Origin of the sequence: Thalassotalea crassostreae, from assembly GCF_001831495.1 — a bacterium.
GTDB lineage: Bacteria > Pseudomonadota > Gammaproteobacteria > Enterobacterales > Alteromonadaceae > Thalassotalea_A > Thalassotalea_A crassostreae.
Window position 1 is genome coordinate 332345 of the sequence record NZ_CP017689.1, and the last position, 13571, is coordinate 345915.

General features: G+C 37.3%; 13 protein-coding genes and 1 pseudogene. 10 read left to right on the forward strand and 4 right to left on the reverse strand.

Annotated elements, in window-relative coordinates:
* Positions 1-25 precede the first annotated feature (25 nt).
* The gene (locus LT090_RS01540) at positions 26-553 is read right to left on the reverse strand and encodes an Lrp/AsnC family transcriptional regulator (RefSeq protein ID WP_068547009.1); all 528 of its coding nucleotides are present in this window, start codon (positions 551-553) and stop codon (positions 26-28) included.
* Between the two features lie 212 nt (positions 554-765).
* Here LT090_RS01540 and LT090_RS01545 point away from each other — a divergent pair, with 212 nt between their 5' ends.
* Together LT090_RS01545 and LT090_RS01550 are read left to right on the forward strand one after the other, a co-directional pair.
* Positions 766-2910 carry a TonB-dependent receptor gene (locus LT090_RS01545; RefSeq protein ID WP_068546967.1) on the forward strand — a complete coding sequence of 715 codons (2145 nt, stop codon included), beginning with the start codon at positions 766-768 and terminating at the stop codon, positions 2908-2910.
* A gap of 150 nt (positions 2911-3060) precedes the next feature.
* Positions 3061-4173: a DUF917 domain-containing protein gene (locus LT090_RS01550; protein WP_068546966.1), complete on the forward strand. Its 1113-nt coding sequence runs from the start codon at positions 3061-3063 to the stop codon at positions 4171-4173.
* A 98-nt stretch (positions 4174-4271) separates the two neighbouring features.
* On the opposite strand, the gene LT090_RS01555 is transcribed toward LT090_RS01550, so the two are convergent.
* Positions 4272-4856 (reverse strand): superoxide dismutase, encoded by a 585-nt coding sequence (locus tag LT090_RS01555; RefSeq protein ID WP_068546965.1) that lies wholly within the window; start codon positions 4854-4856, stop codon positions 4272-4274.
* Positions 4857-5188: 332 nt separating this feature from the next.
* Between LT090_RS01555 and LT090_RS01560 the strand changes: the two genes are divergently transcribed.
* Both LT090_RS01560 and LT090_RS01565 read left to right on the forward strand, forming a co-directional pair.
* Positions 5189-5824: a urate hydroxylase PuuD gene (locus tag LT090_RS01560; protein ID WP_068547008.1), complete on the forward strand. Its 636-nt coding sequence runs from the start codon at positions 5189-5191 to the stop codon at positions 5822-5824.
* 159 nt (positions 5825-5983) lie between these two features.
* The gene (locus tag LT090_RS01565) at positions 5984-6757 is read left to right on the forward strand and encodes a hypothetical protein (RefSeq protein WP_068546964.1); all 774 of its coding nucleotides are present in this window, start codon (positions 5984-5986) and stop codon (positions 6755-6757) included.
* Between the two features lie 14 nt (positions 6758-6771).
* Here the strand turns inward: LT090_RS01565 and LT090_RS17095 are convergent.
* Positions 6772-6983, reverse strand: a pseudogene (locus LT090_RS17095) (hypothetical protein).
* Positions 6984-7065: 82 nt separating this feature from the next.
* On the opposite strand from LT090_RS17095, the gene LT090_RS01570 reads away from it, so the two are divergent.
* The 6 genes from LT090_RS01570 to LT090_RS01600 all read left to right on the forward strand — a co-directional run bounded on the left by LT090_RS01570 (position 7066) and on the right by LT090_RS01600 (position 12146).
* Complete coding sequence (locus LT090_RS01570; RefSeq protein ID WP_068546963.1) at positions 7066-7938, forward strand: virulence factor BrkB family protein; 873 nt, start codon at positions 7066-7068, stop codon at positions 7936-7938.
* Positions 7939-7991: 53 nt separating this feature from the next.
* Positions 7992-8954, forward strand: a complete 963-nt coding sequence (gene pip / locus LT090_RS01575) for a prolyl aminopeptidase (protein ID WP_068546962.1) — start codon at positions 7992-7994, stop codon at positions 8952-8954.
* Between the two features lie 17 nt (positions 8955-8971).
* Positions 8972-9409 (forward strand): D-aminoacyl-tRNA deacylase, encoded by a 438-nt coding sequence (gene dtd / locus LT090_RS01580; protein WP_068546961.1) that lies wholly within the window; start codon positions 8972-8974, stop codon positions 9407-9409.
* Positions 9410-9432: 23 nt separating this feature from the next.
* On the forward strand, positions 9433-10347 hold the full coding sequence (locus LT090_RS01585) for a bifunctional GNAT family N-acetyltransferase/hotdog fold thioesterase (protein WP_068546960.1): 915 nt from the start codon (positions 9433-9435) through the stop codon (positions 10345-10347).
* Entirely contained in the window at positions 10348-11265 is a 918-nt protein-coding gene (locus LT090_RS01590) for a 2-dehydropantoate 2-reductase N-terminal domain-containing protein (RefSeq protein WP_068546959.1), read from the forward strand.
* A gap of 395 nt (positions 11266-11660) precedes the next feature.
* Entirely contained in the window at positions 11661-12146 is a 486-nt protein-coding gene (locus LT090_RS01600; protein ID WP_068546957.1) for a hypothetical protein, read from the forward strand.
* 62 nt (positions 12147-12208) lie between these two features.
* On the opposite strand, the gene LT090_RS01605 is transcribed toward LT090_RS01600, so the two are convergent.
* Positions 12209-13564, reverse strand: a complete 1356-nt coding sequence (locus tag LT090_RS01605) for an NTP/NDP exchange transporter (RefSeq protein ID WP_068546956.1) — start codon at positions 13562-13564, stop codon at positions 12209-12211.
* Positions 13565-13571: the final 7 nt, after the last annotated feature.

A 13571-nucleotide genomic window follows, 5' to 3' on the forward strand; every position in this document is an offset into this window, starting at 1 on the left:
TTATAAGAATAAAGCGTTTGATCATTTAATCGTTTTCTTCATCATCTTCAAATTTCATTTCATCACGCCACTTCAAACGCTCTAATGGAAAGCCTAAAAAGAATTTTGAGCGCTCTAATACAACCCTTGTTTTTAGCTTTTTGATGACAAATTCTTGGTTAGCACTAAGCTGGTCACATTTTTCATTGAGAGACTCTATATCGGCAAAGCAACAAAATGAAATATAGTCCACGTCGCCACTAATTTGCATACAATCCATTATTTCTGGAATGGTATCAATCACAGCAAGAAATTTCTTTCTAACAGGAAAGCTATTATCTTCTAAAGTAAATTCGATATACGCAAATACATGTTCGCATATTTGCTCCAAATTTATATCTGCACCAAAAGTTCTAAAATAGCCTGCTTCTTTAAGGATCTTGACTCGCTGAAAGCAGGCGCTTGGTGACAAATTTACAATTTCAGCCAATTCTATATTGGTTAAGTCCGCCTTTAGATGCAAGGTAGCTAATATTTTTTTATTGTATCTATCTATTTTTATTGATTTTTTCATTCTAATAACAACCGCAAAGTAATAACCAATATAGTGAACTAATAAAATGTTCAATGCAAAGTTTGACTTGGAAATTAACGTTATTCGGTTTTTTTTTACATTGAATTCATCAATTGCAAAATATTATTTTGTATAGGTAAGAGACAATGAATTGACCACATTATAACAGTAATAAAAATTCTGACGTTAAATGAAAGGGAAGGACATCGTTTATGAATAAATCTAACATAAAACATTTTAAGAAAACGCTTTTGGCAACCGCGTTCAGCTTGTCATTCGTTCCGCATGTGTATGCTGAAGAATCAGAGCAAAACGAGGCGAATACGATTGAAACTATTTCAGTTGTTGCTCGAGGGCGTGTTGAAACAATTCAATCGGTTCCAGATTCAGTTACCGCATTTAGCTCAGATATGATCGAAAATTCGCGTATTACCAATTTTCGAGATGTTGCAGACATGACACCAAATTTAACCCAGTTAGATAACTTTAGGCCTGGTTTAGCGCGCATTACTATTCGTGGATTGATTACTCCACAAGTAGGCGATCCACCAATAGCTTTCGTTGTTGATGGTGTAACTTCACCAGATCTTGAATTTATCAATCAAGATTTAGTCGATATCGAGCGAATAGAAGTTATGCGCGGCGCCCAAGGTGCATTGTATGGTCGAGGAGCGATAGGGGGAGCGGTAATCGTTACCACTAAAAAACCAACTGAAGATCTTGAGGGCACTATAAAAGCGTCAATAGAAAGCGGTAATACTTATAATCTAAATGGCGTAGTTTCGGGCTCGCTAAATGATGCAGATACCGCATTTTTCAGAGTCGGTGGTTATATAAAAGATAGTGATGGTTTAATTGATAACGAATATTCTGGTGAAGAGGCAGACCCATTTGAAGAATCTTCATTATTTGGCCAGTTAGAATTTGAATTAACCGATGATACTACATTAAATTTTCGAGGTAGAACCACATCGAGTGAAGCGGGTTTTGCCTACTATCAAGGGGTATCTGAAGATACCATCGAAGATTTTTCAATTGAGACCTCACAGAATATTATTAATGAAGATGAGCGTGATGTTTATGAGTTAAGTGCTAAATTAACAACCGATTATGAACTGGGTACTTTTGAATTTATAACCGCTTATAGTGAATCGGAAAATGTACATTTTTATGATGGTGATTACTCTGCTGATCCAACGTTTATTGATGAAGAAGACTTGTTTAGAGCACCGTTTGGTACTGAAGGTATATACGACATAGAATCACTTACCGTTGAATCAAGATTTATCTCGCATTCAGACCAAGACTTTAGATGGTCAGTTTCAGCATTTTATCAGGAGCGTGATAGAGACACCGCGGTTCATTTTTATGATGACTTTACCGACGCTGAAATACTCACTCGTAGTGATTTCGCCAACGAAGCACCATATTTTTCAATTATTGACAACAATAGCAGTGCAGCTTGGGCTTTAGCTGGTCAAGTTAACTATGATTTAACTCCAAAATGGGAATTAACTGGTGCATTACGTTATGACTTTGACGAACGTGAATCATTTGATCCTACAAATAAGGAAAGTACTTATGCTAAAAAGGACTTTAGTCAATTGCAGCCTAAAGTTACTGTGGCATATCAAGTTAAAGAGAATGTCTTGTTGTATACCGGTTACTCTAAAGGCTTTAGAAGTGGCGGTTTTAATGAACCAGCAGAAGGTATTAGTCGTGACTTTGATAAAGAGGTCTCTGATAGCTACGAATTGGGTTTCAAAACAACATTACTTGACGGTAAAGTGCTATTAAATGGCGCAGCATTCTTAATTGAACAAGATGATGCACAGTTTACCAATTTTAATGTAGACACATTTACTTTGGAAAATTTGTCAATTGATGAAGTTGAAACGACAGGTCTAGAGTTGGAGGTTGCGGTTGCGGCCACTGAAAGCCTTGATATTAGGCTTAGTGCCGGAATAGTCGACTCTGAAATTATGGCATTTGCATCACGCCCTGATCTCATTGGAGAGTCTCAATTTTATGTGCCTGAATATAATTATAGCCTCTCTTTAAACCACTACTTTGAGTTGGAGAACGACTGGTCAATTGTTTCTCGAGCAGACATTCAAATTGATGGGCCTAAATCCTTTAGTATCGATATACCAGAGGTTAAGTCTTCTAGTTATACCTATGTTAACGCCGGAATTGGATTAAAATCAGAAAGTTTTACCGTCCAAGTCTATGCAGACAATTTAACCGATGAACGCGCGATAGAAGACATCTTTCTTTTTGGCGATGGTATAACCGATCTTGCACGTCAACCAAACAAACCAAGAAGTTATGGTGTAGAAGTTATTTATAACTTTTAGGATACTCCCTTGCTCCTTTATTTTACATAAAGTGGAATTTTAGGAGCTTTTTTAAAATCAGTACTACTCGTTTATCCTAATATTAACAATCTAAAGTTTTTATTTTTAGGCAAGGGATAAATTGTTTGTAGTAAAGTTTAAGAGAAAAATATGCGAAATCTTTGTCGGGAAGAACTTATAGATATATTGCATGGCTGTGCCATTTTAGGTACTGGTGGTGGCGGCGAATTAACTGAAGGTGTCGCCTATATAGATGAGGCGTTATCATTAGGGAAATCATTCAAGTTAATTAGTGTCGATGAAGTTCCTAAAGGTGAAAAGGTATGTACTCCTTATATTTTAGGAGCAATTTCTCCATTAACTGAAGATGAAGAGCTTAGCTATAAAGATTTACCTAGAACTGGTAGTCATTCTATTCTAGCCGCTTATCAGCGATTAGTTGAATATACCGGCGAATCTGTATATGGCACAATTTGTTGCGAACTTGGCGGGTCTAACACTGCGGTCTCTTTTTACCTAGCTGCTATGTTCGATGGTTATATCATCGATGCAGATCCTGCTGGTCGCGCAGTACCTGAGATTACACACTCTACTTACTATTTGAACAACTTACCTGCAGCACCTATTTTTACAGCAAATGAATTTGGTGAGTGCTTTATCTGTGAGAATATCGTAGATGATTTACGAGCTGAAACTGTAGTACGTGCACTCGCTAAAATTAGCCGAAATGATATCGCGGCAATTGATCACGCTTTGCCAATAGAGCAAATAAGAGATGCTGTAATTCACGGCACAATAAGCAAAGCATTGCAATTAGGTCAGGCAATGCGAACAGCCAAAGAAAACAATGAAAATATAGCATCAATTATTGCTCAACAAGGAAATGGTTTTATTGCTTTTGAGGGAAAAGTAACAGACTTTGATTTTCGCACAATAGATGGGTTTACCTTAGGCGATGTAACGCTAATGGGAACAGGCATATTTAGTGAAAATGAACTCCATATTAACGTTAAAAATGAAAATATGGTGGCAAAATTAAACGGTGAAGTGTACGCAACTATCCCAGACCTTATTTGTTGCATAGATTTATCAAATGGAATGCCAATAACCAATCCTAATTACCAAAAAGGCATGGAAGTAGCCGTTATTATTTTACCAGCTCCTAAGGAGTTTACGACAGAAAAAGGGTTATCTATTTTCGGCCCTAGCTATGCGGGTATTGATGCAGAATACAAACCTGCTATACCTCCTAGTAATATTTAATTTCCCTAATACTCAAAGCAATTAGTTTAGATATGTGCAGTAAAGGGTAAAAAAGGCTCTTGGATAGATTCAAGAGCCTTTTTTCTTACTTAAATCGACTAAGCAGTGAAGTTTGCGTTTGCAAATTCCCAGTTAGCTAAAGCGTAGAAAGCTTCCATGTAGCTAGGACGTAAGTTGCGGTAATCGATGTAGTAAGCGTGTTCCCAAAGATCAACAGTAATAAGTGGCGTAACACCTTCTTCTGTTAATGGTGTTGCAGCATTTGACGTGTTTACAATTGCTAATGAACCATCAGCGTTTTTAACTAACCAAGTCCAGCTTGAACCGAAGTTGTTTACTGCACTATCTGTGAATTTAGCTTTAAATTCTTCAAAAGAACCGAACTGTGCGTCGATCGCTGCAGCTAGTTCACCAACTGGTGCATTAGTACCGTTTGGTGTTAATGAGTTCCAGTAGAACGTGTGGTTCCAAATTTGTGCTGCGTTGTTAAACACACCGCCAGATGACTTTTTAACGATTTCTTCTAAAGAAGCGTCAGCAAAATCTGTACCTTCAATTAGACCATTTAATTTTACAACGTATGTATTGTGGTGCTTACCGTAATGGAACTCTAAAGTTTCTTGTGAAATATGAGGCGCTAAAGCGTCCATTGCATAAGGTAAAGCTGGTAATGAAATAGCCATGTTTTTCTCCGAAGAAATGATATTTAAGAATGAAATTTTAATATTTACCACATGCTTTTATATGGGACACGTAGATAAAAAACGCTGTATTTTACTTTGTTTTAACTACTCTTTACCAGATAATTTATAGAATAATTAGTTAGGTTATATAGATAAAATTTAATTTTTGCTAAATGTTAATTAATTGCTAATTAAATTCAGACGATGTATTTTATCAAGTTGTACAATAATAATACTAAATATAAGTCGCACTAAACTAAAATCTTGTAAGTTATTTTAGCTATGCGTCTAAATAATAATAAATAAAATTTTAAGGGTGAATTATGCATACAATGGAAATTATAAATTTTCTAAGCCGTTGGGCTCACGTACTATTCGGTATTACTTGGATAGGTCTTTTATATTACTTTAACTTTATTCAAGGTGGCTATTTCAAAAAAGCAACTCCTGAAGCATTAGCTGATGCGAAAAAACATTTGGCTCCAGAAGCATTGTGGTGGTTCCGTTGGGGCGCGATGTTTACCTTTATCACTGGTCTAATACTACTAGTAGGCGTTTATAAACTTGGTTATTTAAATGCAGGCATCATTTTAGGTGCAACTTTAGGTACGTTAATGTTTTTGAACGTATGGTTAATTATTTGGCCAAACCAGAAGATTGCTTTAGGTATGGTTGAAGGTGATGCTCCTGCAGCCGGTGCTAAAGCACTATTAGCTTCTCGTACTAACACTTTATTCTCGGGGCCTATGGCGTTATTCATGCTAGCAGGTGGCCATGCAGGTGCAATGAACTTAGGTTGGGGCACAGGTGTTGGTTCAACAGGTATGTGGGTTGGTTTGGCAATCATTGCTGCTCTTGAAGTAAATGCAATTGTTGGTAAACAAGGCTTCATGACAACAGTACGTGGCGTTATTACAAGCTCTCTTGTATTAACAGCAGTACTTGTTGCAGTGTTACTTCACGTATAAATTATAAATTAACAGTAATGTCATAATAAACCGGACTTTTGAGTCCGGTTTTTATTTGTATGAACATTGTTTTAGTGTGATTTTAAGCAGACACAATTATTGTATGTTATGCTTTTGTAAGAAATAATAAATTATCTTTTTGTTAAATAAGAGTTTTATATGACCAAGTCTATTGCTGTTGCCTCACTTTGTAGTGTTTTATTTTTCTTACCGATTATTGCACATGCCCAAACAGATGCAGAAAAACAAGCAGAATTAGACCGCAAAGAAGCTGCTACTAAAGGAACGGGGCTAGATCCAACAGAAGTAATTGGCCGAATCGAATTTAATTATACTTATTCTGAATTTAAAGATGGTGCGGTTAGACACAGCGGAATATTAGTTTTAGATAAAGATATTAGTGACACATCTGTAGTTGGCGTCGAAGTACCATTAGCGACGGCAGAAGCTGCAGATGGTAATCGCACCAATGGTATTGGTGACGTTAAAATAAGTTTCAAATCAAGAATATATTCAGAAGGAAAATTTTCTACTTCAATGGGAGCTGGACTCTCCTTCGATACTGCCACGGATGATGGGTTAGGGGATGACTATAATTCCGTGCGCTTAGGTATGTTCAATGCTTACAAACATGGCGAATGGTTATTTGCCGCCATTAATGGTCTTAATATTACGGAAGAAGAAGAAGAAAATAGCATAAATATTGTCCCTTTAATTGCTTATCAACCTATGGGGAAATATATCAGCTATGCGACTGTCGCATTTCCTTATGCTTATCGGTTTGATAGCGGTGATTCTGTTACTACCGCATTCTTCCACTTAGGTAAGGTTATGGCAAATAAAGATGTCTACTCTCTTGGTACTAAAATTAATATCGATGGCCCAGATACGGAAGATTTTGTACTGTTTTTAGGGTATCGACGTCTATTCTAGCTAGTAACCAACGATTAACTACCTCTATAACGGGCGGCATCAATAATCGCCCACAGGTGGAAAATCACACCAACAAAAGCAAATACCCAGCTGACCTAAAGCACATAGGTGATGACAAAAAATAGAAAAGCTGGGAGAATTCTACCTTGTACTAACTGCCCTAAACCGACGATAAAAAACTGCAGATTGCAGCTAACACATTTCCACCAGAACCTTGTCCGCTCATAGAAGCCTCTTGTAATAATTTTCATATATTTTTCATTCTTTAGTATAGTTAATATAACACCAAGAAAAATATAGATAAATTGATGAAATTGTCACAAATTATTACGACGTACCCTAAATTGATACCTTATGTACGTTTTATTGATCATTATTTTAAGCGTTGTCGACATGATCAAATTCAAGTATCTGCAGGTTACTTATCATACGTAACTATCATGTCGCTTGTGCCTTTGATTATGGTGATGTTTTCAATAGTATCGGCATTTCCAATTTTTGGTGAAATCCATCAAGATTTAGAACGATTTATTTTTACTAACTTTGTGCCAACTGCCTCGGAGCTTATTCAAGAGCATGTTGACGGCTTTGTTGCCAACGCATCGCAGATGTCAGCAACCGCGATATTTTTTCTATTTGTTTTGGCTATGATGCTTATTTCTGCGGTCGATAAATCATTAAATCGTATCTGGCGAATTCATAAACGACGCAAAGCAATAACCTCTTTTGCAATTTATTGGATGATCCTGACTTTAGGGCCTGTGCTCATTAGTGTCAGTATTCTCGCAACAACCTATGTGGTTTCTTTGATGTCCGACAGTGGACTCGATATCGGTATGGTTCAAAGTTTAATGATAAGGGCTTTACCTTTGATTTCATCAATGGCTGGTTTCATTGTGTTATACATGTTGGTACCCAATACCCATGTTCGTTTTAAATATGCGTGTTACGGTGCAATTATTGCGACTATACTATTTGAGTTAGCGAAAAAAGGCTTTGCAGCTTATGTCACTCATTTGCCTTCTTATGAAGCAATATACGGGGCTATAGCTATTATTCCTATACTGTTTGTTTGGGTGTATCTCTCGTGGTTGGTGGTATTTGTCGGCGCAGAATTTACTGCTTGTTTGCAAGAAGTTGCGACTGGTACGCATCGTTCGTCTAGACTTAAAAACAAGTAATTATTTCAATTATCGTTAATCACCTTATTTAATAAACACCTAGGAATCAAACTTTGAGAACCTTGTATCCGAAAATTAAGCCTAATAAAACCGAGTTTTTAACGTTTGGCCGCCACAATGTTTACATTGAAGAATGTGGTAACCCCAACGGTATTCCGGTTATTTATTTACACGGTGGACCTGGGGGAGGCAGTAGTCCAGATCATAGGCGTTACTTTGATCCGGAAAAATATCGCATTATTCTTTTTGATCAACGAGGCTGCGGAAATTCTACACCGCACAATGAAACCGAAGATAACACTACCGATGACTTAATTGATGACATTGAAGAGATCCGAGAACACTTTGCGATCAAAACGTGGTTGGTTTGTGGTGGTTCATGGGGAACAACTCTAGCACTTGCCTATGGCATCAAGCATGCCGATAAAGTATTAGGTTTTATCTTACGAGGAATATTTTTAGGGACAGATGAAGAGGTCGATTGGCTTATTGGCGCTGATGGTGCGGCGAATATTTATCCTGAACATTACCAAGATTTTATTAGTCCACTGAATGATCAAAAGTTTGCTGATCCAGTAAAGGCCTACCATAAGATATTACATTCTAATAACGACATTGCCCGTATTGCAGCGGCAAAAGCTTGGTCGTTATGGGAAACACGTATTTCAGCATTAAGAATGGATATATCAGGTTTTCATAGTAAAGAAGAAACTCATGGTGCTATCGCGATGGCAACACTGGAAAACCATTACTTCATAAATCATTGTTTTTTTGAACCCAATTATTTACTGAATAATGTTCACAAAGTTGCCCATTTACCGGCCTTTATTATTCATGGTCGTTATGACATGGTGTGCCAACTTAAACCAGCTTATCTATTGGCGGAAAAGTGGCAAAACAGTGAATTGCAAATAATTCCTGCATGTGGACATAGTGGTTTTGAAGAGGGAATAGTTGATGCTATTTGCAAAGCTTCTGATAAGATGGCCTCTTTTCTAGAAAACAAAGAACCTTAGGTTGTAAGTAGTAAAATATGATTGCATTAGTACAAAGGGTGACACAAGCTAGTGTTCGCATAAATGGGCAAGTTAACGGTGAAATTGAGCACGGTATTATGTTGTTGCTCGGCGTACAAAAAGATGATGACGAAGCGAAAGCCAAACGTATGGCAGAGCGAGTTGCTAGTTATCGTATGTTTGAAGATAAAAACGGCAAAATAAATCTAGATGTGGGCCAAGTGGGGGGCGATATCTTAGTTGTTTCACAGTTTACCTTAGCTGCGGATACTAAAAGTGGTAAGCGTCCGAGTTTCTCAACATGTGCTGACCCTAAGACAGGTGAACATCTTTATCATTTCTTTTGTCAGCAACTTAAAGAAAAAGGATTTAGAGTGCCAACAGGGCAGTTCGGTGCCGATATGCAAGTTTCTTTAGTTAACGATGGGCCAGTGACTTTTTCACTTACCGTATAAACCTTACAGTTTGAGTTAATTCTATGACAACCCCTCAATTTAAAGTTAAACAACCGAAAACCGAACAAGATTTTGAACGTTATCATCAATTACGTTTTGATGTGCTCAGAGCACCGTGGCAACAACCTAAAGGTAGTGAAGTAGACGATCTCGAAGGGCAATCTGTGCATCGTATGATTGTGGACGAAAACGAAAACGTTGTTGCGGTTGGACGCTTTCATAAAGTGTCTTGTTTTGTTGCTCAAATTCGATTTATGGCTGTTTCAAACGAACACCAAGGGTTAGGTCTCGGACGAATGATGCTAGACGCACTCGAACAACAAGCTAGACTTCAAGGTGTTGAGCTAATTGAACTCAATGCGCGAGATGTGGCTTTAGAGTTTTACAAAAGTTGTGGCTACCAATATGTAGCGTTAGCTCACTTGCTCTATGATGAAATTCAACATCATAAAATGAGCAAAAATCTTAGCCCAATAGAGAATAACTGTACTCAATTTTTAAGTGACCTTAAGCAGGTATGGCACAATACTATTCCTGTATCTAAGCATATGTTAATTCATCCAGCGTCATTGCAAGATAATCGATTTACCGTATGCGCTAATAGAGAAGCAAATATTAATCTTCATAACACTATGTTCGCTGGCAGTATCTATACGTTAGCGACATTAACGGGTTGGGGGTGGGTCCATATGCTGCTAAAACTCAATGAATTAGACGGCGATATCGTTTTAGCAGACGCTGACATTCGTTACCATAAACCATTACATGGTCAGCCATTAGCCATAACAGAAGAAGAATTAACTTCAGGTAATATCAAAGTTGTCAACAAAGGTAGAAAAGCGCGAGTTATGGTGCAAGTGCATGTACATGATGGTGATCAGGTAGTCGCCACCTTCAATGGCAAGTACGTTATTATCCCAAACCTAGGTAATGTTTAAATGAGCGACATATCTTATCAAGTAGGGATCATTGGTGCTGGCTGGGTAGGTAAAGCTTTGGCAGCGCACTTAACCGAGAAGCAAATCACGACATTAGTTACTGCGCGCAGTCAACAGGTGTTAAATACATTGGCGAACAGTGGTTTAACAGCGGTTAATTTTGATGCCGACTTTAGCGTTGAAGTAAATTCTTCAGTAGAAGTTGACGTCGAGCCTATTAAGCATCTACAAAAGTGTCACACTTTAGTGATATGCATACCACCGAAAATGCGCACTGTAGAGGCGATTGAGAATAATAATTATGGCAAACAAATAGCCAACATAATTAATATCGCTCAAGCAAAAGGTTCTCATGTTAAGCAACTCATCTTACTGAGTAGTACCGCTGTGTATGGTGGATTGACAGGAGCGGTTAACGAGCAAACACCGCTAGCGAAAAGCAATGATAAATCGACCATTCTACAAAACGTAGAACAGCAAGTTCTAAGTAGTAAAGTCCAGTCTCCAGTTGTATTGCGATTGGCCGGATTAATTGGCTACAATCGCTTTCCTGGGCGTTTCTTTGCCGGGCGTACCATCGCTGATCCAGAGTCAGTCGTTAACCTAATTCATCGAGATGATGTGATTAAAGTACTCTCTAAATTGATTGAAGATAATCTAGCTAAACAAGAGTTTATCAGCACACCTGCAGTGCTAAATGTTGTTGCACCGACTCATCCAAGTCGAAAATCATTCTATGGTAAAGCTGTTTCACTTATCAGTGATGAACCGGCAGAATTTAACACTCAGCCTAAGTCGTCAGAGGAATTAGGTAAGCAAGTTGATTCGATTATGATAGATTTACTCAATGTCGAATATACACATCCATGCTTAATGACGTATCTCGAAAATAGTGCAATAGAAGAGTTAAACAGCTAATAATATAAACCTGAACATATAATGATAAAACCAACACACACGCAAGAGCCAAAACATAGACTAAGTCGAAAGAAGATAGTGTTACTAATGGGGTTATTGTTTATCCACAATACCATTCTTGATTTATTTTTTGTTTCTGGCAATGGCATCCATTTTTTTTGGTCTAATGCCTTTAGCTTTAAGACCAATTTTATTCACTTAATGACAGTAGCTTTATCAACCGCGTTATTTATTTGTTTTCACGGTTATTTTAGTAAACGTAAAACTAGGCAGAAAAGTGATTCCTAGCGCCAGAGATAAAAGCAAACACTGATCTGTTTAATGATAAATTGATTAAGCAATCAATAAGCCGGTAAAATATAGTCGCCTAACAATATTGGAATACAATTAACCCCATGAACACATTTGAAAGTAAATTTATACTTGATAAAAAGCATTTTACAGAGTGCTATGAGCAATCATTAGAATATGCCCCTAAACGTAAGTTTCGCTACTCTAAGTGTCTGCTTTTAGTTTGTTTTGGTATGTTCATCTATATGATGCAAATTGAAAAATTAAGTGGTCACTTAGGTGCATTCTTTTTTATATTAGCGTTTATCGAAGCGTTAAGTGTTAAATACGCACAGGCGTGGTGGGTGACAAGGCAAATGTGGTCTAAAGCGTCAAATAGTGAAGTTATCTTAACGGTTGATGATGAAGGCATTAATACGAAAACGGACTTTTCTGAAGTTAAAATATTGTGGAAAGATATTGTCGAGCATAAACTTTCCAGCAAAGGCATCATTTTGCTGCAAGAAAATGGCGCTAATAGCTATATTTCGGAACAAAATGTAAGCGCAGAAGCCTGGAGTTTTATGTTGTCCGAACTAAAGGCTAGCTAAATTAAAGTTAGCTATAAGTTTAAGTAAGAAAACTTTGTTTAAATTGTAAATTTCTAACCAGGCTACTCGATTTTTGACTTTTCTTCTTGGCATTTTAATTGATAATTCCGACCAATAAAAAAAGCTAAAATAACCATAACTAACGTCAAAAACAGGTTAACAAGGAGAAATTTTTTCGGCAGCATATTTAAAAGGTTTAAACCTACAAATACAGTTGCTGCTTGCAGTAAATCTCCTATTCGCCAACAAACAGTATCAATGACAGCCCTAGCTTCATATTGTTGCCTTCGTGTCGTTGGCAAAAATAGTATTTGTAATGTAGTTTTTTGAAGTGAATAATTTAGACCGTTCTCGGATATCTTAACGACTTTAAATAGGGTAATTAGGGGAAAAAATGCAAGTAGTCCATAACCCATAAATACCAATAATGGCGTTAATACAAAAGCAATGTTAAATCCTGCCCATTTTATTAGCCTTGAAACGATAAAAAATTGCACAAATAGGCCGACTAAATTTACCCAAAAATAAAACTCGCTGTAGAATTTGCCAATATAATTTTCTTTTGAATCGTTTATATTGCCAAGTTCTACTCTCTGCTCATAAAAGCTTTCGATCAATACTGCCATTAGGTATTCGCCGATACTACTACACCAGTTCATTAAAATTACAAACACCGCAATAAGTAGTAAGTAACCGCTTTTAGTTACAAGAGAGAAGCCGCTTAGCAAAGAGGGTTGTTGTTTAGTTTGAGCTGGCGCTATATTGAACCCTTCACTTTTATTGAGTTTTACATTGGCTGCCAAAAATGCAGACGCTAATAAAGGAATAATACTAATCAACAGCATTTGGAAGCTGTTAAAGTAATCAATTAACCCTCTCGAGATAGCTGAACCTACCCAAGCACCTAAGCTCGCACCAACAGCAACTAAAGCAAAAAGCCTTTCTCCAGATGCTCTATTATAAACTTGAGAAGTAAAAGCCCAAAACTGTGACACCATGAGCACGCCAAAAGCGCCAAGCCAAAGAAAGAACGGCACCGAAAGCTTATATCCAGCTTGCCCTAAGAAATAAAACAGTAAAAGGTTGAAAGAGAAAAATACAGCGATAAAAATCATGAAGCTACGGCTACTATATTTACGCGAAAATATGCCATAAATAGGAAGTAAAATAATCAGTACAACAACTTGTAAGGCGATAGCATAACTGCGAACTTCGGCGTCACCTTCCACCAAAATTAATGTATCTCTGACCGGCTTCAATAGATAAGCGGTAAGTAGTAAGAAAAATAAAGAACCCATTAGTAGCAGAATATTCCAGCCTTCACCTGGCTTAATATCTGCCCCGCTTGCTAACAGTCGTTCAATCCAAGTGAAGCGTTTTGAATTATTATTTGGTTCAGCGGTATTGCTATTTTCCATTAACTGC